The following is a 22,373-nucleotide window of genomic DNA, read 5'->3' on the forward strand; positions in this document are numbered from 1 at the left end:
TTGCTTTATTATCTTGTCTGTATTTTCAATATTATCGCAGAAAAAATATCTGCGTTAACGATTTTTTTGAATTTTTTATTTATCTCATTCAATGGATTTGTTTTAAGGTGTTTGTAAATGCATCAAATTGAAACTTTTCTGAAATAGGTGTTCTTCTTGTTATATCCGTTTTATTAATAAATTACTTTTGGGAAAAAGTATGTCTGATAAATTCGTGTAAACAATATCTGATGTTGATTTTAATGGCGGTTTTATCCTTTATTTAATTTTCTGCTATTAAAAATTCAGAAGATGAGAACTTGAATATTCAAAATAACTGACCTATCCGTTAGGTGCAGTGGTTTTCTGCTTAACCTCAATAATAAATTAAAGGGCTATTTATGGGAAAATCATCAAATAGAAGTACCGAGTACTTCTTTACTGGAAAATATTACGACGATAATGACGGCAACAGTATTACTGCTATTGGTGTCGGTGGTGAAGTTTATGCTTATGGCGGAGATGATGATGTTACGGTTGGTTCATTAAAAGTAGATGTATACCATACAACTGGTAAACTTTCAGTAAAGGGAGCATCAGGTTATACCGGTATTAGCAAAACGGGAAATGGCGGTCTGTCATTTGCCGGCGCATCAGGTGCGGCTTTTATTGATCACACGGGCGAAACAGGAAATTTATATTATTCGGGTGCTGCTGGTTATAACAAACTGACTCGTAAAGGTTTATCTGGAGATATAAGTTTTAAAGGCGCTGGCGGATACAATAAATTATGGCATGAAACTGATCAGGGAAATGTCTATTTTGCCGGTGCGGGAGCGGCTAATAAAATTGACCGTACTTGGTATAATCATTATGAAGGCACTCAAGGAGATGTGACATTTAACGGCGCAGGCGCTGCAAATAGTATCGATTCGCGGATAGAAAGCGGTGACATCATTTTGAATGGTGTTGGTGCTGATAATCATGTTGTACGTAGAGGTAGAGAAGGGGATATTACCTTGCACGGAGCGGGGGCCGCGAATCGTATTGAACGTATACGCCACAGTGAAGATGGGTATGGACAGACACAGGGCGATATTACTTTTGAAGGCGCGGGGGGTTATAACAAACTCTATTCTGATGTCGCCCACGGTAATATTCATTTTACAGGCGCAGGGGTTTATAATGAAATTACCCGAGCAGGTACGGAAAATGAAATAGAATTTGCTCAGGCTAAAGATATTGTTCTGACATCAGCAACAATGGAGGGAAGCTGGATTCAACAATCTCAACAAGTTAAAGCAATTAAATCCGCAGTAGAGCCTGATACTTATCTCTTTGCTTTTGCCAATAATGTTAATACTAAAATTGTCGCTGTACGGCTGCAAAATGATCCTGATACTGGTAAGCTCCGTTATTATGCCACTTCTTGGTATAAGGAAGGTAATCATCTTAAGGATATTGCCAAAGAAAATATCAATATAAATAATGGATTTATCCCTGTTAAAGGGGAGGGCGCTATTACGCTTGGCAATATTAATCTTATATATCGACAAGAAACCACGATACAAGGTGTTGAGGAGGCATTATTAACCGATAAATGGGTAAATTATGCTGGCGGCGCCAACATTAAGGCGGAAGATGTCACACTGGGCAGTGCAAAAATAGGAGGATATGCGATCTCTTCTAATGGGCTGAAAATTGATGTCTCGCCGGTAAAATCAAACGAACAACCGAATACTTATGTATATGCAACATTTCTGGCTCCTTATACCAAAGTGGTTGAGGTTAAGTTGGCGAATGATTATGAAACAGGGAAGCTGAAATATATTGCAAAATCTTGGTATAAAACAGGTGACCATACTGATCGTTTAGCAGATGAAAGTTTTTCCTATCCTGGTGGTTATCAATCAATAGGGGCTGGTTATACGTTAAGTCAGCTTCACTATGATTTAAATGTAATAGATGATATTGCTGATAGTTTAACTGATCTTGAAGGTTATTCTGAGCAAGATCTTATTAAATCATCAAGAAATGGCGGTAATAGCTCCGGTAATATTTATTTCATCGGTGCAGGTGGTGGAAACGTTATTACATCCAATGTGACGCACGGTAATATTAATTTTACCGGAGCGGGGGCAGCTAACATTATTTTGCACAGTTCAACATTCGGTAATACCTATTTTGACGGGGGCGGTGGTGCTAATGTCATTGTGAAAAACGGTGAAGAGGGCAAGCTATCGTTCCGTGGTGCGGGGTTAGCTAATGTCTTGGTTCACCAAAGCCAAGATGGAGAAATGGATATTTATGCCGGCGGCGCAGCAAATGTTCTTGTACGTGTCGGGGACGGACAATATCTGGCTCATCTTCTGGCTTATGGCAATATCTCAATCCACAAAGGCAACGGTAACAGCCGGGTGCTGATGTTGGGCGGGTACAACACCCATACCCAAATCGGTAATGGCAATGGCAACTGGTTCGGTGCGGGTGGTTTTAACGTTATAACTCAGGCGGGAACCGGGGATATTTCCTCCGTACTTTTGGGCGGTGCTAACGTACTGACTAAACTCGGTGCGGGAGATCTGGTTGCCGGTATGTTCGGCGGCGCCAATATTATCACCCATCTCAGTGATGAGAGTGAAACTGCCGATACCACCGCTATTGCGTTGGGCGGCGCCAACATCTTGACCAAGAAAGGGAAAGGCAATGCATTGGCGGTAATGGGCGGTGGCGCGAATGTTCTCACGCATATCGGTGATGGCAATACCACGGGCGTTATGCTCGGTGGCGCTAATGTCTTAACCAAAATCGGCAAGGGTGACACGACCGGCATCATGTTCGGCATCGGCAACGTGTTGACTCATGTTGGCGACGGTTTGACACTGGGCGTGATGGCTGTGGCAGGCAATATCTTCACCAAAGTCGGGAATGGTACATCGATTGCCGCCATGATTGGCGCGGGCAACCTGTTTACTCATGTCGGCAAAGGGGATGCATGGGCGTTAATGGGCGGCGCAGTGAACGTCTTTACCAAAGTGGGTGACGGTAATGCGCTGGCATTAATGGTAGCCGTAGGCAATGTGTTTACTCATATTGGGGATGGCACAACTGTTGCGCTGATGCTGGCGAAGGGCAATATCGCCACGAAAGTGGGTAATGGCATGACTCTGGCGGCGATGATCGGCAAAGCCAATATCTTTACCCATGTCGGGGATGGCAATACCTTCGCGGCCATGATTGGAGGCGCCAATGTGCTGACCAAAGTCGGCAATGACCTGACCGCCGCTTTAATGATCGGGAAAGCCAATATCTATTCGCATGTGGGTGATGGCGCCAGTATCGGTTTGTTTGCCGGTGAATTGAATGTGATGACCAAAGTCGGTGCGGGCACCACCCTGGCGGCGATGTTTGGTAAAGCCAATATGATGACCCATGTGGGAGATGGCTTAACCGGCGTGTTAGCACTGGGTGAGGCTAATATCGTTACCAAAGTGGGTAATGATTTTATGGGAGTGGTTGCGGCGGCGAAAGCGAATGTTATTACACATGTCGGCGACGCGACGACCGCCGGTATCCTGCTTGGCAAAGGCAATATTCTGACCAAAGTAGGAAACGGTCCCACGGTCGGTCTGCTTATTTCTGATGTGGGTAATGTGATGACCCATGTCGGCGAGGGGACGACGGTGGGTTTTGCCAAAGGTAAAGCCAATATCATCACCAAAATCGGCGATGGCGCCGGAGTGAATGCGGCTTGGGGGGACGCCAATATCCTGACTCAAGTGGGAAATGGCGACCGTTACAACTTCGCGAAAGGTAAAGCTAATCTCATTACCAAAGTGGGGAATGGACAAGAAGTTACGGTGGTTCAGGGGGATGCCAACATTATCACCCATGTGGGTAACGGCGATGATTACACCGGCGCCTGGGGCAAAGCCAACGTTATTACTAAGGTGGGAGATGGACGCAATGTGGTGCTTGCTAAAGGCAAGGCTAACATTGTCACTCAAGTAGGTAAGGGCGACAGCTTTAACGCCTTATGGAGCGAAGGCAATGTCATCACCAAAGTGGGTGACGGTATGCAGGTGACGGCGGCGAAAGGGAAAGCTAACGTGACCACGACAGTAGGCAATGGCTTAAATGTCACTGCTGCTCATGGTGACGCTAACATTAACACTCACGTAGGTAATGGTGTTTCGGTTAACGTGGCGTGGGGGAAATATAACGTCAATACCAAAGTTGGCAATGGTCTCAATGTTGCGGTGATGAAAGGCCAGGGTAATGCCAATATTCATGTTGGTGATGGTTTGGGTATCAATGCTTGTTATGCACGTAATAACGCGGTGGTTAAGATTGGTAATGGTGATTTCTACAGCTTCTCTGCTACAGAAAACGGCAAACTCTCTTCCCTCTTTGAGCATATCAAACAGACAACATTAGGTGTGGGAGGCAGTCAGGCGATCAATTACCTGGTTCACGGGGAGGAAGCTAACACGTCTGGCGCCCATAAAGGCAGAGGCGCGATTAATGTAGCGGAAGTTTCTGCCATTGATGGCTTTCAGATGGATGAAATTGCGCCGGTAAGTTCAGATTTAAACCATCGTCTCAATGGCGCTATAACAGCCGTGGAGACGCCTGACGTCAGTTCAATAGAAGGTGCTTTGAGTCAAAAAACGCGATCGGAGTCGGATCAGAATGAAAATCTGATCGTCAATGGTGATTTTGAACAAGGTAATCAAGGTTGGCAGTCAACCAATGATATGGAGGCATATAACCCGGCAAGTGTTTATGGTCTTGATAATACCGGTAATGGTGAACGAGTCAGTAAATTTAATGTTGATAAAAACACCGTAATTTGGCAGGAATTGCAAAATTTGTCTGAAGGAGAAGTGGTTTCACTGACTTTTGATTTTATGAGTCATTTAGAGATGGTGGAGCGTGATCTGAGTGACAGCGGAATAGTGGTATTGTGGAATGGTAAATCCGTATTCTCAGCTTCTGGACCGCGAGCTATACAGCGCACCCAAAAACTCAATTTAATGGCAAAAGCAGGCACTAACCGGATTGAATTTAAAGGTACAGGTCAGGATGATGGATTTAGTTACATCTTAGACAATATCGTTGTGAAATCTGAGACGTCACTGATTGTCAATAATGACTTTAAGCAAAGTAAATTAGATTGGCAATCAACCAATGATATTGCGGCATATAGCCCATTGAGTACTGATGGACCTAATAATACCCGTTATGGCGAACGAGTGAGTGAACTTGATGTTGATAAAAACACCACTATTTATCAGGATCTGCAAAATCGTTCTGAGGGAGAAATCATTTCGTTGAGCTTTGATTTTGCCAATCGTCCCGATGCTTATTCAGCCGACAATGGCATGGATGTTTTCTGGAATGGCAAACTTGTATTCTCGACTTTTGGCGATGCAGCGAAATGGCAAAATAAGACACTAGAACTGATAGCGAAAGCGGGCAGTAATCGAATTGAGTTTAAAGGGACTGGTTTGAGTGACGGCGTAGGTTATATTCTGGATAACGTTATTGCAAAATCTGAAAGCTCACCACAAGCCAATATTATTACCGAACGTGTGAAACAGGATAAAGCGGCGCAAAATGCGTTAAACGATAAAGAAAAAGCAGAAAAAGATCGCCAACTGTTGGAGCAGGAGAAAGAGAAACAACTGGCAGCGATTGCAAAATCTCAATCCCAATTGGAATTAACGGATCAGGAAGCACTTAGCCGAAATGGGCTGACACAACGTAACGCGATAGAAGCAGAAGCGCAGGCGGAGACTGACAAACTGGTTTCCATGACACAAGGTTTGAAGGTGCTTAATGACTATTCCAACTACAGCGGTGCCAATTACAGCGGCCAATCAGGCGACCAGTGGCGCAATCAGTTTGCTTCCCAATTTTTGAGCCGTGCCCAGGATGAGTTGAATTACACCAAATTTATTACTCAGAAAAAATTAGCTAATGCTCAACGGTCTATTACGGATAATCAGCAACAAGTAAAAGAAGCGGTTGCGAAATCCGAAGTCGGCGTAGCACAAAGTGAACAGCACCATGCCAGTGCAAAACAAGACATTGCAGAGGCTCAGGAAAAAGCCGCGTTAAGGAAAGAAGAGGCATTATTGCAGCAACAACGGGCCGAAGAAGCGGAAAATGACGCAAATATCGCCTATCAGGGGGCGAAATATCGGGGTAAACGTGATATTGCAGCGGCTGAAAATAAGATTGCTCAGGTACAAGAAGATGCCAGAAGGGCAAAACAGAGCGATTCCAAACCTGATCGTACCGGTGCCGGTGGTAGTGGTTTGTCTGGCAATGCCTACGAATCGACAGGAGCAGGGGAAACCGGTAGCTATGTTGATCCCGAATTAATACTGAAAGCTGAAAAAAGATTCTACAAGGGATTGACCGAAGGAGAGTTACAAGCGCTGGATGGCGCCAAACTAGTGGTTGATCGTCTACAGATAAATGCCGGTATCCGCGCGGAAAATACCGGCGTTTTAACTACTTCAAAGTTGGCCAAAGCACGATCTGACAACAAAATACAATCTGACGATATGGTGGTGCCAACGTCGAACAGTTCAGATAAGTTTGTCAGAAAAATACCACGGATTTCAGGCATTAATCTGGAATCGTTGGGGAATGATGTCAAGATAGAGCAGAAAGATTCCGCAATATTTGAAAGTGCAAAATTTAATTTATTGAAAGAGGGGAATAAGTTATTTATCAATCCTAATGTGCGAACATTGGGGAGGAAAAGGCAGCTTAGTAAAGCGCTGGTTGCTGTACGTGATATTTTCTATAAAACGATGAGCCATTTTGATGAAGAGCATGTGTTGCAGTTTGAGCAGGCACTTTCACATTGGCAACAGCGTAACCCAAAAGAATTTGCTCTGCGTGTCAGTCAAGTGAACTTAATCCGTTTTAAGATGGGCCGGATGATGGAGCACTTGCAGGCCCAGCGAGCCGAATCCGCTGGCGTCCTTGGGATCACCGTGGCGCCTCAACATGCTGAACATCTTAAGCAGCGAGTCATATTTGATGGAACCGGACGTATTGTCGGCTTGAAAGGTAGCGTCACCCCAGACGAAATTAATCAACTTATTAAATGGAAAATTACACCTTTAACTCGAAAGAACTCAACGGCTGAACGGGAGGCGCCTAAGACTGAAAGTGAAAGCCTTATTGTTTTCATGAGCCGATTAGACGCCGAGAATATCCCGGAAGCGGGGCCTTTGATCAAACGGGCTAGGGAACTTTGGCTCACCGGGCAAGTCACATCGCAAGAAACCATCCGGTTGTTTGATGATGCTGTCAACCAATTACAGGCATATCCTAAATTACATGCTTTGGCACTGTCATTACAGGCTGACGCTCACAGAGAAAAGTCGACCACCCAATATATTGACAACTTATTTGGCCGTCGCTTTGATTCTGAGTTGGCGCATACGTTAGTGAAAACCGCGTCACCGGATGCGATAGCTACCTCCAGGCGGATAGGTCAGTTTCTGGTACAGGAGTTTGAGCTATATATGCAAAGTACTTCTGGCCCAACTGTGAGCGACGGACAGATTGCTATCAGGATGCAAGCGTTCGCCGAAAAAATTAAAAAGGATATCCGCCCTTGGTTCAGTCGAGTGCCTGAACTGACCGCATTCCTGCAAAAACCGACCTTTGATAACTTTAAAATCATGATGACCAAGGTGGATAACGGCTTTGAAATGATCAAAATTCCGTTTCTGGCAGTAAAAATGTCGCTCACTGATGGCATGGGATTACATTTATCTCAATGGAAAGCGGAAGCGGACATTTTCTATCGGGATCAGATCTATAAGGCGCGTTCCACCAGTAGTAAGTTAACGAATATGGCGGATGTTACCTATAAAGTGAAGTTAACTGAACAGAAAACCAACGATTATGGTATTGCACTGCCTTACCAGCCATCCGGTGATCAATATGAAGATTTTCTGTATGGCAGAAAGGTGGCGGCAGGCAGAGTACTAACGCCTGGACGGGAAACAACGCTTGAGCGTAATGCCTTGGCACAAGGGCATTCCGTGGTGACGGGAGCATCAGGATCGACCAATATCATGGTTCATCTTAATAACTATATTGCTAGTCAAGATCCCACTTTCTCGCAGGAGCAGGCATATCTTAATACTTTGGTGTTCCTAGTATTTGATGGTGGTCATTCGGTTAATGAAAGTTTGGTGGTTTACAAAGCATTGCAGGAGACCGGTGATAATCGTAGGCAGGTACTGCAAAACTACACCGCGAGTTATAGGGATCTGATGGATATTGCCGGGGATAAAGGAAAACTATGGATAAATCAGGCATTAAATAGTGCATTTGAGAAAACCCAACACCTTTATCGAGAAAATACCCCAGAGAGAGAACAGAACGACTCTCCGGTGGAAGTATTACAGGCGTTATCGGGCAAAAATGGAGCGCCAGAGTCGGTATTAATTGAGAATGATGGTACTTCACCACAGGATAAAGACTCTTTAAACCCAGTGACCCGATTCTTTAACAACGAACTGCATGGTTTTAAAGAAGATCGTCGCCATATCAGCGATGAAACACAGGCTATGCTTAATGATGCGGTTGCTAACGACAAATCAAGCAAAATCACCCTGAAAGGCGAGGAAGGGCGTTTAACGGGATATTATCATCAGGGTGACATAGAATCAGGTGATGCTTCGACAACAGCAGAGAAAAAAGTCGTACTTTTCCTTCATGGCTCAGGTTTATCTGCGGAAGAGCAAGCTTATGATATCCAAAGCCACTATCAAAATCAGGGCATTGATATGCTGGCTATCAACATGCGGGGTTATGGTGGTAGTGATGGTAGCCCCGGTGAACAAGGATTCTATCAGGATGCCCGGACGATGTTTCGCTATTTGGTGCAAGATCGCAGTATTAAGCCGGGTAATATTATCATTCATGGTTATTCCGTCGGTGGGCCGGTGGCGGCTGATCTTGCCCGATATGCGGCGCAAAATAATCAAGCGGTGTCAGGGCTGTTACTCGACAGGCCAATATCGAGTATGACTAAAACCATAACCGCCCATGACATACCAAACCCTGGCGGCATAATTGGGGCATTGGCAAAAGCGATGAATGGACAATTTTCAGTGGAAAAAAACCTCAAAGGCTTGCCGATCAATACGCCGATCATGTTGTTAACCGACAATCAAGGTTTAGGGCATGAAGGGGAAAAGCTGCGTACAAGATTGACCGCTTCTGGTTATCGCGTATCGGGTGAACAAACCTTTTATGGTCATGTCGAGAGCGGTGCTTTAATGAGCCAATATGCTGATAGGATTGTATCGACGCTCTCCGATTTTCAAAATAAAAATCGAGATGTGGTGAATAACTCGCTGCAAAAGAGTGACAATCGTGGGACACGTTTTGGTAGTCAGATCATTATTCAAATGGAAAATGACCCGATTGTAGCAAAAGCAGCGATCAATCTGGCGGGTAAACACCCAGAATCCAGCGTAGTGGTTAAACTTGATGCTGATGGCAAATATCATGTCATTTATGGTGATCCTGCCAGATTATCAGGCAAATTACGTTGGCAGATTGTTGGTCACGGCCGTAACGAATCGGCACAAAATAACACTCGCTTGAGTGGTTATAGTGCTGATGAATTGGCAATAAAACTAAAACAGTTCAGTCAGAACTTTAATCAGGCAGGTAAACCTGATCGTATCAGCATCGTGGGTTGTTCACTGATTAGTGATGATAAACGGAATGGTTTTGCCTATCGTTTTATTGCCGCTTTAGATAAACAGGGCATCCGTAGTGATGTTTCAGCGCGTCGTAGTGAAGTGGCAGTTGATGCAACAGGTCGTAAATTTACCCGTGATAAAAATAATCAGTGGGTTAACAAGTTGAACGATAACAAACTGGTGTTACGCTGGAATGAACAGGGTGAGCTAACGACTACAACAGAAAAATTGCGTCGTGGCGTGGCTGAAAGCGATATCAACCTTGCCAAAGTGGGGTACACAGAAGCTGATTCAGTAACCAAAGGGGCAATTGCGAATAACCATGATATTTTCACCGCGCCAGGGAAGCGCAAAAACAGGATAGCGCTCGGTTCAAATCCTCAATCGGATCAATCGCTGAATTACGCCGGGAATATACAGGTAAACGTGGGCGACGGTGAATTTACCGCGATCAACTGGGGAACATCGAACGTAAGTATCAAAGTAGGTACCGGCGGCTTTAAGTCACTGGCCTTTGGCGACAACAATGTGATGGTTCACATTGGGGATGGTGACAGTAAGCACAGCGTTAATCTGGGTGGTTATCAAGCATTTGAAGGGGCGCAGATGTTTATTGGCAACCGTAACGTCAGCTTCAACCAAGGTCGCAGTAATGACTTGATTGTCATGATGGATAAATCTATCCCTACGCCACCGTTAGTTAATCCATTTGATGGCGCTGCTCGTATTACCGGTGTACTGAAATCTATTGCTCATTCCGGCGAAGAGTGGGATTGGTTGGCGGCGCAGAATCAACAGTGGACGCTATCTGGCGCGAAAAAATTTGTGCTGGACATGTCTGGTTTAGACCAAACCAGCAGTGTGGATTACAAGACTTTGGTTGATCTGGATTCGCAGCTTGAGCGCAGCAGCCGTGGTTTGAAAAGTGACACAGAAGCGGCATTGAACAAAAAATACTACCAATGGTTAAGTGGTCACGGCAGCAATATTGATACCAGTAAAATGAGCCGTGCGGATAAATTTCGTCAGGCCAATGAAAAATTAGCCTTCAATTTTGCGGTAGGTGGTCAGGGGGCGGACATTCAGGTTACGACTGGTAGCTGGAACTTTATGTTCGGCGACCATATTCAATCGATTTTGGATACCAACTTAGGTTCTCTGTTTGGCCTGATGACGCAGCAATACTCAACGACGGGTCTGGCGAAGACAACATTTACTTACAATCTACAGGACTTACCGCGTCAGCTTAAAAACAAACTGCTTGGTCGGTTATCCAGCGTGAATGCAGATACCACTTTAGCGGATATTTTTGGTGTGGATTACACTCAGGACGGACAGATTGTTGCTCGTACTGGTAAGCCGGTTGATGGCAAGGCTATTTTGCGAGAGATGCTGGAAGTCATTCACAAGTTTGGTGGTGAGCAACTACATGTCTTCACTGATCCGGATAAATTGATTGATGGTTTGAAACAGCGTGCTGATATGAGTGCCGATGGTATTGAATCATTTCTTGTCAGTCATGGACTGAAAGAGAAAGCGCCTGATGAAAATCGGGAAAAAATCGTACCGGGCGCCATCAACAGTGGGAATATTCAGGCTAATAACGAACCTGAGCGTGCATTGGGCTTTAATTCGCTGAACTTACCTAACCTGTTTGCGACGATATTCAGCAAAGATAAACAACAAGAGATGAAATCGTTAGTGACCAATCTGAAAGAGAATCTAACCGCAGATCTGCTCAATATGGAGCAAAAAACGTTTGATTTCTTGCGTAACAGCGGTCATTTGCAAGGGGATAGCGATATCCATATATCGTTGGGGAACTACAACTTCAACTGGGGCGGAGACGGTAAAGATCTCGGTGCTTATTTGGGCGATAACAACAACTTCTGGGGTGGGCGTGGTGACGATGTTTATTACTCAATCGGCACCTCCAACATCTTTACCGGTGGAGAAGGTGATGACCTTGGCGTACTGATGGGACGTGAAAACTGGATGTTTGGCGGTAATGGCGATGATACCGCAGTGGTAGCCGGACGCATTAACCATGTGTTCATGGGGGAAGGGAATGATCAGACGTTTGTTTTTGGTGAAGGTGGCTTGATTGATGCCGGTAACGGACAAGACTACGTAGTCACTTCTGGCAACTACAACCAGGTGGATACCGGGGAAGGTCAGGATTATGCCGTAACTATCGGTAATAACAACCGGATTGAGCTAGGTGAAGGCAATGACTTTGGCAGGGTATTTGGTAATGACAACCGAATCGATGGCAACACGGGTGACGATGTAATTAAACTGTTGGGCTACCATGCGGTAATTAATGGTGGGGAAGGTGATGACCACTTAATAGCGGCCGCAATTTCGAAATTCAGCCAGTTTGACGGCGGTGATGGTCAAGATCTACTGGTTTTGGGGGGATATCAGAACCACTTCCAGGGTGGTGCGGGGGTAGACAGCTTTGTGGTCAGTAGCAAGGTGATTGACAATCAGGTTAATGATATCAATGCAGAAGATATGATTGTCTTTAACGATATTGACTGGCAAAACCTGTGGTTCCAACGCAGTGGATACGATCTCGTGTTATCCGTGAATCGCCGTACTCAGGATAAAACCGCTCAGAGCCTGTTTGAATCAGTGGGTTCAGTCACCTTTAGTCATTACTTTAATGGCAACCGAGCCAAATTAGTGACGCAGATGGGACGTAAGGATGCGTCAGGAGAGCGTGAATTTACGGCACTTTCAGACCATGCGGTTGACACCTTGATTCAGGCAATGAGCAATTTTGCCCCAACAGCCGGTGATAACGGTTTTATCGAAGGGCTGGACAGCAGGGAGAAAATGGCTATTACGACGGCCTGGGCAGATACCACAATTGGCAAGGGGAAATTTGCCTGATTAACTTGCTATAACGCTAATTAATAACAGTAAAAATGGCTCACCTGAATAGGTGGGCCATCGTAATCGTCCATTCGTCCACGCTTAAGAATTTTGACGGTCATATTTTTCGAATAAATATGAGTTACAAAAAATGCACCTACTCTTATTGAATGTTATTTGCAAAATAGTTTGATTTTAATCATTACTTTATAAATGTTCTTTTAACTCGAATGGATATAATAAAGTAAGGTATCCATATACATGCATAAAATACAGTTCTAAAAAACAAGAAAAGATAATTATAATCCAGTTTTATTTCATATACATAATGAGTTAATGCTAAATCGGCGATGACAAATAATAAATTAAAAACTAACAGGATAATGTAAAATAAAGGTGTTCTCTTCTTTTTTCTAAAGAAGAGAATAGATGTATAAAGTGCAACTCCAAAAATAATTGTAAAACAGATAAACTCAAATCCTATAAGGATATATAATTCACCTAGAAAATCATAACTGGAGGTTAAGATTGTCATCGTTTTATATGAACTAAATAAAGAGCTAAATATTGCAAAGATAACATTTATTGCGGGTAAATAAATAAATCCGCCAATGCCACTCAGTTCTTTATCTTCACATACGGTACTGGTATTAAATAAGATTCCAAAATAGCGCTACACCTTATACCACTCATAATTCCATGTATAACAACGGGTTGGATAAGGCTATGTGTAGCAGAATTATGAAACGCTATTTAAAGCAGGCTATATCTGGATGCTCTATATTGAACGCATGGTATGACCCACTATTACAGCCAGCATCCCAGCTTGCACCTTAAGGCAACTGGCTGTAAGAAGCCGGATTTGCCACCGGACAGGTGGTGAACATCACCGTTGAACGGGGGCAGTTGATTATCCGACTGGCTAATAAAGGATAATTAGCTGGTATATAAAGTAAAATCTCGGCGTTGTTGGCCGAGATTTATATTTAAAACATAAACTCTTAGCTTTAGTTAACTTCACCAATATACCAGTGTTCAGAATAATAAGGCTTTCCTTCGTCATCTTCACTTATTCTAAGAACACCTAGCTCTGAAAAACCATCGGGTAATCGTAAATTCCATTCTTTGCATAAACTTCGTTCACTCAATAAAGTTATTTTACCAAACCGACTATACCCATTACGTGTATGTTCATTGAAGTATTCCTCAGATGTGAATATACATAATTCACTTGAAAACATATCAGGCAATACAATGGAACAAGTAATTCTTATATTATTTATGTTGTCTGGCTTCGCCTTATAAATGTTATAAGCTGCATCTATCAAATCTTGAGCACAAGTAGATTGAATGTTTTTATTTGTCTGTTTTCCTTGTACCAATGCTGAATGTACCGGAATTTTCACATTCCAGTAACCATAAGAATAATCATTTTCAGTGATAACAGGAAAATAGGTTCTATATGACTCGGACCATATTTTCAATGAACGTAGTCTACGTGGTATACCACGCAATTTTTTATTGCTCAACGCTATTCTACGCATAGACATTTATAATTTCCTTCCTTTAGCAGCATCAGTTTTGGTCTGGTTTACCGTACCATCCAAGTTTAAGACAGCCTTAAATTTCCCTTTGTTATCAAAAACCTGAAAATGGTTTTTATGTTGACCATCAAGATATAGCTGATCACCTTTCCAATATTGTTATCGGCTTTATAAACACTCTGCCCCTGATATATTTGGCTGATTTTTTGTGTACTATTTTTTATTTGAGTACCAAAACCGGGTTGAGTAAGAAATTCTTTCATATTACCAATAGCCCCCTGATTCGGTTGATACGATTGCTTGCCTTTTCCAACATCTCCACCGCCTTTTGCTCCAGCCTTACAGATCCCTCTGGCCACCCCCGCAGACGCCGCAATCCCCGTCTGCCCCATAATCTAATCTTCACGATTTCCTGGGTCGTTTCTTCTGAGCCGCCGGTGACTTGGGCACGATGGAGCACCAAATTCCGTGATGCGTCAATATTTGACATCGCACCGCGTAAATCTGCCCATTCCCGCACTTCTGCCGGCGTAAGGGAATCCAGCCCCTGCATTCTGGCTTTTTCCTGAATTTCGCCTATCCGGGCACTGTAATCACCTTGCAATGCCCGCAGCTCTTTGGCAACAGCAACGCATTGGTCAGCCCCTGAACACGTTGCTATCCGCTCCTGAACCTTGTCATATTCCTGCCGATATTTATCCCTGACAGTCGCACGGCAACTGGTATCACCCTGACAATTAACCAGTTCCTCACTGCGTGATTGATTCTTCTCCACACTGAGGTGATTGTTGTCTACAACAACTCTCTCTGTCACGGAATCCGGCAGAGAACCTGCTTTTTCACTGTCCTTTCCGTCAGTTACAGCCGTTTTTTGCTGTGGCGTTTTCGGTACCGCAACTTTTTCCCCCGACGCGCCTTTCCAACCCGGAACATGCTACCGCTATACCGTGACCTGCGATCTGTACATCCGCATCATAGCAGCAACAGCTTCTTCTACAATTACCGTTTGGATTTAGTGATTGCATAAAGAGGTAACACTAAACTAAAGCAGTTGATTACCCGGCTGGTAGATAGCAAGTAACGATTAAAGAAAAATCCCAGCCGCGAGGATTGGGATTTTACTCATTCAATCAATAGCTATTGCTGTATATCGTTCTATTAAACATACATCTTTCACATCACATTCTGGATAAATCCATTTAGACCAATTTTTAATAACCCATTCCGTATTTAGCCCATGCCCTTCATCCGAAATACTTTCAATGGGTAATTTCACTAAAAATAGGCCAGCCTTATATCCAGAGGAGATAATTAGTCCATATGGGCGCTCATCATCCTGAGTTTCAAAAACCATAAAATCAACTTGTTCTTCATAGGGCCATGCTGCCGGCAACCTGAATACGGTTCCTCTGGATATATATTTTTCTATACGATCGATGAGTTTCATTATTTTACCTTCAAATTATGACTGCCGGATGTATCAGCCGATTTTCTCATTTGCATAGAGAAGTCAACTTCACCTAAGTGCTTACCTTTTGGAGAAACAACTTCAAATCGGCCATGCTGTGTATCGAGAGCATACAAATTTCCATCTTTACCCTTGTACACATCTCGTCCACCGTTCATTTGGGTCAATTTGCTATCTTTAACCATACCTTGCTCGACAATAACTTTTGCAGCAGTTTGTTTTACGATAGCAACACGTTCTCCAGAAGGAAGTCCCACTAAACTTTTTTCGAAACTGCCTACGCTTTGTCCCGTCGCAATTTTTGCGCTGGAATTAATGGATGGAAGTCTATTACCAGCCTTACTAATCCCACCAAACGCCGACGCCGCTGCACTCGCTACAATACCCGCTTGTACCTCATCCAGACCGTATTCCTTCTGGAGAGCCTCAGAGACTTTGTTTGTAGCAACAACGCCTTCTGCTTGCATTTGCTGCGCAAAGGTCGCAGTCAGATCGTAGACCATTTTGATCGGGATATCTTCACCCAAGGCACGATCTATCGCCTGTTTCACTGTCAGACTATCGGTCAGCACATCACCGTACTTCTGCTGGCAGCTCGCCGGGTTAGCGGCACAGTCACTTATTAGCTGTTTCTGTTGTGCGGTACTCAACTCCTCATATTTTTTAATGATACCTCCACAGTCACCGCCGCCAGCCTGGCAGGACTTCATTTCCGTAGACCAGTCATCTATCTGCTCACTGCTCAGATAGTTATTCTCAGCAACAACGCATTCCATTGCGAAGTTGATTATCGAACACCGATTTTCCCAATGCACTCAGTCAGTTACAACCAATTTTTCCCTGTGTGGTTTAATGCTTGGCCCACAACGCCCCGACGCGACTTTTCAGCTCGATAAGCCATTTTGTCCCAGCGTAATGAACTTCACCTTTAGAGCTAGATGGCTGTCCAATATTTGGGGTATCGTTCCTTTAGTAGGATATTTGTCAATAAAAATCCTCTCTTTTAAATCTGATCCCTGTAGGAATAAGATCATCTTTTTCAAAATAAACAGTGCACTCTTTTTCGTGAAGGATTACTGAATAACCATATATAATCCCGTCTTCTTCACTAATACCTAAAACTACCCCCTTCAAGCCGATATATTCCTTATTCTTAGCACTAGATATAACTTCAACTTCTTGATAAAAATCTATTTTCATATTTATCACTTATATGTAATTTTTCCATCAAGCGATACGTTCAGATGAGAGCCATCACGAGTAGCCCAACTTAGTTGGGACTTACCGGTACGAGATAGCTGCACATCCCACTCGAATGATTGCCCCGTAGTACGTGAAGCCCCCTTAACCCATTCATTTCCGAATTTATCAATATAACCATTATTAGGTCCTCTTGGTAATGGCTGAGAGGGAGAATAATTTTCTGGCGGAACATAGCGAATTTTACCTTCCGTAGGAAGTTCAACATACTTAACTCTTGCCTTTGTTGACCAAGATTGCGATGAGCCAATAGTTCCAGAAGGATTAAAAGGAGGCTCTTCAACATAGGATAAAGCTGACCCATTTTTTTCCACAGAAGCAGCACCCAACGGTTTACCGCCTCCAGCAGGTAACTCTTTCACCGGGGAAAACAAACCGGTCATTACGCCTGCCAGATTCTCAAGTGCTTTTTGATCACCTTGTGAGGCTTTAATGGCCGTATCCTTAATACCATTCCATGCTTCACCGTTCACAAGGGAATTAAAGGCATTGGCAACAGCCTGATCTTTCTTACTCAGATCACTTTTTGCCTGTTCACAATAGTTACCGCCTGTTGCACAGGTCACTAAAGCCGCGGTTGCATCAAACGCCGTATCCCCGCCTGCCATCACAAAATCACCCGTTTCAGAAGCAAAAGTCAGTACACCATTAACCAACTGAGAAGCCGTATTTTCACCCAGTTTGTTACGAACCTGATCTTTCCAGTATTCAGCACTTTCCTTAACCGCTTTTCTAGCCTTATCACCTGATAACGAGTTATTCTCAACAACAAGCTAACAGAGAAGAAAATTCCAGCCCAATGGCTGGAATTTTTGTCACTCAGATAATGGTTCCAAACTAAGTAGGTGAGCTTTTGCCTTTTCTATAATGTGCAAAAATTCATCATACCTGAACTCTAGAATATTATTGTCAGGATAAATAATAATATTCACTGATTTTTTGTCCTCAGATAATGATATTTCCCCCCACTGAACCCTATTAAAAGATAGTTCAGCATAAAGATCATCTCGGCCAGCGGAACTACCTACACTATATTCCAACATACTCTTCCTCTCTGTCATTTACTGGGTGGCTCACGAAATCCAATCAATTTTGTACCATCAGCATTAAATCGCAACGCACGTCCATCAGGAGCAATTGCTTCAACTACAGTAATCCTCTGTTTATTTTCAAAAACAAACCTAGATTCTATTTTTGTATTTGGATTACTTAGTATTTCACTAACTATAGTTTGAGCTTCCTTATTTAAAACAGATGCTTTCTGGCTAGAATATGAATACACAGAACCTTCCCTTCCTCCGTGCTTTTGTAATGCACGTCCAGCATCCGTCAAGCCATTACGATTGGGGGTTGAAGCAGCTTGATTAAGATTATCCCTGGATGGAAGCACACTATTGTTACGTGCATTTTCCTCATCTTGCGGTTCCCAACCATCTGGTGATCCAGAACCGGTTCCACCATACTTAGCCTTTTCTTCATTTGTTAGATTCTTTCCCACATTTGGTTGATTTTCATTATCCACATAATCTGACGAACATGTCCGGCCAAAGGAACATTGAGTCGCCTTATCTATAGATTCTCCCATTTCCTTCAATTTTTTGTCCACAGCTGAAGCTATCGTCTGATTTGCTTCATTTACGGCTTCACCCGTGTTTGAACCCGCTATCGGTGGTGGTGGCATTGGTACAGCTAGAGCATTATTATCCGCTGCATTCTTCCCTGCCTGCGCCCCAGTGAGGGCACTGGCGCTGGAGTCACCAGCAATGCCGCCTGCCAGTCCTGCCGCCAGGGTGGAAAGGGTGCTGATAGTTTGTTTTTGCTCTTCCGTTAACTCACTGACTTTGGCCCCGTCGCCGTAAAGTTGCTTAATCAGGACCTGAGCCGCCAGTTCACCGGATGCGGCACCGGCTGCCCCTGACAGGGCATTGTTACCGCTCACTTCCGCCGCCACCGCGCCTAAAATCGCATGGGCCAGCGTATTGGTGGCGATATCCACCTGATGGGTTTGCGGGTCAGTAGTCAAGTCCTTAATCACTCCTGCCAGATACGGTGAAGCGCCCCCGGCCAGCGCCTGACCAAGGTTGTTCCCCGCTAAGCCCTGAATCGCTGCCGTAGCCGCCTGTAGGGCTTTCTGATAGGTTCCGCCGGTCCCAAAGCCCGAGTCATTCAGCGCCTGTGTGTAAGCGGTGTCATAAACTTGCTTATTGATATCCGCCGAAGTCGGGTGTGGATTGCCACTGTCGACCAGTTTTTTTCTGGCTGCGGCTTTGTCCGGTTCACTGATATGGTCCAGCTTCGCTTTCGCCGCTTTGGTGGCGATAATTTTCCCTTCGGTACTGGCTATCTCGGTCATCTGGGCGCTGAGTTCGCCAATCAGTCGCGCCTGTTTCAGCCGTTGCTGCTCTTTTTCCTTGTCAAATATTGGACTCAGGACATTGGCGGCATTATCGGTATCGCGGCTGAGGGTCGCGATATCCTGCGTCTGGTGCGCTTTATCCCGGATAATCAGGTTGCCGTCACTGACGGCGGCGTGCGTGGTGCTGCTGTCATGGCCCTGGTTATTGGAACCGCTCAGCCCATTGACCGCCAGATTATTCAGGACCTGACCGGCGGTCGGTTGGCCGAGGCTGACGCCTGCACTCTGCTGTTCGACAGTAAAGTCCGCTTGATTTTTAATATCTTTAAAGCCCAGCGTCCCAGTGTTCAGGGTGTTGTTAGTTTTGTCGGCTTGACTGGCTATCACCGCGCCGTCCAGTTGGGTGTGGTCGCCGACGTTAACCTGATAGCCGCCTTTGCCGGCAAACAACCCGGTCTGCTCCTGCACGCTGTCATAGTTGCTGTGCAGTTTATTGCGGCTGGCATTGAGGCTCGCTGTGCCGTGGGTGAGGGGGCCCACGGTGACGCTGACGCCCGCGCTGGCGTTGTGTTGCTGGCTGTCATAGCGCTGGCTGTCCTGCTCGCTGCTTAATGTCAAATGGCGTTTTACCTCGGCAGTAATCTGCTCGCCGCTGACCTGAGCCCCTTTCAGCGTCGTATCCCGGCCACTGTTCAGCCCGACGGCCTGTCCCGCCTGTAATGTGGTGTTAGTGTGGCTGACGCCGTTGCCGTTTTCATGGCCGTTGCCCCGACTGACATTGGCTGAGACGTTCAGGCCGGCGCCCCCCGGCCCGACAGTCAGGCCCACGCCCAGCGAGCTGCCGTGGCTGCTGTTTTTGCCGGTGGTCTGTTCAGTGCTCTGGCTGGAGGAGAGCTGAATATCCCGGTTAGCATTGAGTTGCAGGTCTTTACCCGCCTGTAACTGGCTGCCCTGAATGCGGATATCGCCGCTTTGATTCGATGGACCTTTGTTATCCCCGTGAGCCGTTATCGTGAGGTTATCCCCGGCAGCGAGATGGCTGCCCTGTTGGGTGGTCTGACGGTGCTGCTGTTCTGAACGGGAAGATTGACGCCCGTAGGACAGGCTCACCCCGGCCAGATTGTTATTGCCTTTGTCGTCACTGCCCTGAGCCGCCGCCAGTCGGCCAGCCTGCACGGCCTGTACACCGCTCAGCGCGGCTTGAGTATTTTGCAGCGCTTTCACTCGCGGGTCACTTTCAGTGCGAGCGGTTCTGGCGGTTTGCGCCGCGCTGTTAACGGCCCCTCCGGCGGTGCCACTCAGCGCCACAGTTAAGCCGCTCTGTTTTTGTTCGGTTTTTGTCGAGGTGTGATGGCGGTTTTCCGCGCTGGTGATATCGACCTGTTGACCGGTCAGCGTCAGGTCTTTACCGGCAATCACCTCGCTGCCGTGAACCCGGAGCTGTTCACCGGCGTTGAGGGTGACGTTGCCCTGGCTGCTGCCGACCGTGCTGCCTTTACTCAGCTGGCTGTCACTGTCGGTGGTGACTTTCTGGCTGGCTTTGCCTAAGGTGAAGCCAATCCCCCCGGTGCCCATCAGGCCCGATTTTTTCTCCTGCCGCAAATGGGTTTCATCGTGCGCTTCCGCGGCGGTGGTGACGGTGAGCTGATGACCGGCGCTCAGGCTGACATCCTGCGTACCGGCGACATTACTGCCGCTGATATTTAAGTCTTTACCGGCCTGGAGATTGACCTTATCGCCACTGAATGTGGTGCTCAGGGTCTGCCGGTCATGCACTTCGTCGTGGGTTTCCACTGACGATTTCGACAGCCAGCCTTTGCTGGTCTGTTTACTGTGTTCCACTAAGTCTGAGGACGCGGTACCGGTGGTCAGCGTCAGGTTATTGCCGGCCTGCGCCGTCAGTTGTTGACCGGCGTTGACGTGGGCGGCGGTGGCGTTCAAATCCTGCCCGGCTTGCAGGGTCACCTCACCGGCGCCGGTTATCTGGCTGCCGATATCTTGTTGTTGGGTCAGATGACGGTAGTTCTCTTTCCCCCAGTTGCCTTGTTCTGTGCGGCGCGTGCTTAAGGCGTCCAGCGTCAGGTCATGACCTGCGGTTATCTCGGTGTGACCGTCTTTACCGGCATTCTTGACGTCACTGGCGGTTAATTGCACATTGTTAATGGCGCTCAGCGATAAGGCGCCCTTATCGTTCTGCACATAGATACCCGCCGGACGGTCCAGCCAGCGGTTAGCGTCATCCCCGCGTACCGTCGATGCGCTGGTGATATCCCGGCCTTTCAGGGTCACTCGGTCATCCCCCTGAATCCGGCCGCCCCGGTTGGTGAGCGTCTGTTGGGTCGTCACATCCACTTTGCCGCCGCGAATAAAGCCGCTATTGGTCAGATTGTTGGCGGTCAGTTGGGTGACGTCACGCCCGCTTATCGAGCCGCTGTTGGTGATATCGCCCTGATTGTTAAGCGCCACGGTATTCCCGGCCAGCAAAGCGCCGTCACTGCTCAGATCGCCCTGACGGACACGCGCGTAAACCTGCGGCACAGTCACCACCTCGGTAGTGCCATCCGGCAGGGTCACGGTTTGGTTAGTCAGCCAGATAATGTCCGAGGTCAGCAACGCCATCTGCGCCGGACTCAGCGCCACGCCCGGCGTTAATTGCTGCTGTTTGCCAAAGGCGATACCCGCATCCATCAGCGCTTTAAACTGGGCTTCGTCGTTATTGTAGCCGGGCAGATAGCGCTGGCCGGTCAGTTGGGTGATTTGGTCACGCACCAAACGCTGTTCGTAGAACCCATCGCCCAGGCGTTTGTGAACCAGCGCCGGGTCGTGCGTTAACTGTTGCCGCATGTAGTCCGAGCCGAGCCACTGTTTATACTGGGTAAATTTCGGGTCGGTCTCGACCAGATAGTGGCTGTCACTGCCCGGTTGCACGGTATACAGGCTGTTATCCGGCAGGCGGGTATCGGGGGTCACCACGCGTATCACCGGGTCGACTGTTTGCCCTTTCACCGTCTCCGGGGGCAATACCAGTGGCTGATTTTTGATACCGTTCACCGGCGTGACCGTCGTGGGGGCAGAATGTATCTGACCGGTCTGTCGGTCTGTAATCGTGATATCGGTGCCCTGTGGACGGGTAT

Annotated in this window: 10 protein-coding genes and 1 pseudogene; 2 read left to right on the forward strand and 9 right to left on the reverse strand. The window is 46.2% G+C overall.

Annotated features, from left to right (window positions below; all coding sequences use genetic code 11):
• The first annotated feature begins 380 nt into the window (after window positions 1–380).
• Window positions 381–12,629 carry an MARTX multifunctional-autoprocessing repeats-in-toxin holotoxin RtxA gene (gene rtxA, locus EAE93_RS15545; RefSeq protein ID WP_214040043.1) on the forward strand — a complete coding sequence of 4,083 codons (12,249 nt, stop codon included), beginning with the start codon at window positions 381–383 and terminating at the stop codon, window positions 12,627–12,629.
• 184 nt (window positions 12,630–12,813) lie between these two features.
• Here the strand turns inward: rtxA and EAE93_RS25605 are convergent, their stop codons facing one another.
• The gene (locus EAE93_RS25605; protein ID WP_214040049.1) at window positions 12,814–13,272 is read right to left on the reverse strand and encodes a DUF2569 domain-containing protein; all 459 of its coding nucleotides are present in this window, start codon (window positions 13,270–13,272) and stop codon (window positions 12,814–12,816) included.
• 218 nt (window positions 13,273–13,490) lie between these two features.
• Between EAE93_RS25605 and EAE93_RS25320 the strand changes: the two genes are divergently transcribed.
• Window positions 13,491–13,547 carry a hypothetical protein gene (locus EAE93_RS25320; RefSeq protein ID WP_332009159.1) on the forward strand — a complete coding sequence of 19 codons (57 nt, stop codon included), beginning with the start codon at window positions 13,491–13,493 and terminating at the stop codon, window positions 13,545–13,547.
• Between the two features lie 71 nt (window positions 13,548–13,618).
• Here the strand turns inward: EAE93_RS25320 and EAE93_RS15555 are convergent, their stop codons facing one another.
• From EAE93_RS15555 to EAE93_RS15590, 8 genes and pseudogenes are all read right to left on the reverse strand, one after another.
• Window positions 13,619–14,161 carry a DUF3916 domain-containing protein gene (locus EAE93_RS15555; protein ID WP_214040044.1) on the reverse strand — a complete coding sequence of 181 codons (543 nt, stop codon included), beginning with the start codon at window positions 14,159–14,161 and terminating at the stop codon, window positions 13,619–13,621.
• A gap of 253 nt (window positions 14,162–14,414) precedes the next feature.
• The gene (locus EAE93_RS15560; protein WP_250151047.1) at window positions 14,415–14,969 is read right to left on the reverse strand and encodes a hypothetical protein; all 555 of its coding nucleotides are present in this window, start codon (window positions 14,967–14,969) and stop codon (window positions 14,415–14,417) included.
• Window positions 14,970–15,281: 312 nt separating this feature from the next.
• Complete coding sequence (imm45, locus tag EAE93_RS15565) at window positions 15,282–15,602, reverse strand: Imm45 family immunity protein (RefSeq protein ID WP_112896999.1); 321 nt, start codon at window positions 15,600–15,602, stop codon at window positions 15,282–15,284.
• Window positions 15,602–16,381 (reverse strand): annotated as a pseudogene (locus EAE93_RS15570) (colicin E3/pyocin S6 family cytotoxin); the annotation flags it as partial. The pseudogene EAE93_RS15570 and the gene imm45, both read right to left, overlap by 1 nt.
• 226 nt (window positions 16,382–16,607) lie before the next feature.
• Window positions 16,608–16,823 carry an Imm31 family immunity protein gene (locus EAE93_RS15575; RefSeq protein ID WP_200868816.1) on the reverse strand — a complete coding sequence of 72 codons (216 nt, stop codon included), beginning with the start codon at window positions 16,821–16,823 and terminating at the stop codon, window positions 16,608–16,610.
• Window positions 16,824–16,828: 5 nt separating this feature from the next.
• On the reverse strand, window positions 16,829–17,539 hold the full coding sequence (locus tag EAE93_RS25115) for a polymorphic toxin type 17 domain-containing protein (protein ID WP_269468844.1): 711 nt from the start codon (window positions 17,537–17,539) through the stop codon (window positions 16,829–16,831).
• Between the two features lie 159 nt (window positions 17,540–17,698).
• Entirely contained in the window at window positions 17,699–17,926 is a 228-nt protein-coding gene (locus EAE93_RS15585; RefSeq protein ID WP_040154383.1) for a hypothetical protein, read from the reverse strand.
• A gap of 14 nt (window positions 17,927–17,940) precedes the next feature.
• The coding region (locus EAE93_RS15590; protein WP_214040046.1) for a hemagglutinin repeat-containing protein at window positions 17,941–22,373 on the reverse strand (4,433 nt) is incomplete at its 5' end.

Source organism: Photorhabdus akhurstii (assembly GCF_018448925.1).
Taxonomy (GTDB): Bacteria; Pseudomonadota; Gammaproteobacteria; order Enterobacterales; family Enterobacteriaceae; genus Photorhabdus; species Photorhabdus akhurstii.

Coding starts and splice junctions, on each gene's coding strand:
- EAE93_RS15555 (WP_214040044.1), bottom strand. CDS start 14,161: ATGTCTATGCGTAGAATAGCGTTGAGCAATAAAAAATTGCGTGGTATA.
- EAE93_RS15585 (WP_040154383.1), bottom strand. CDS start 17,926: ATGTTGGAATATAGTGTAGGTAGTTCCGCTGGCCGAGATGATCTTTAT.
- rtxA (WP_214040043.1), top strand. CDS start 381: ATGGGAAAATCATCAAATAGAAGTACCGAGTACTTCTTTACTGGAAAA.
- imm45 (WP_112896999.1), bottom strand. CDS start 15,602: ATGAAACTCATCGATCGTATAGAAAAATATATATCCAGAGGAACCGTA.
- EAE93_RS15575 (WP_200868816.1), bottom strand. CDS start 16,823: ATGAAAATAGATTTTTATCAAGAAGTTGAAGTTATATCTAGTGCTAAG.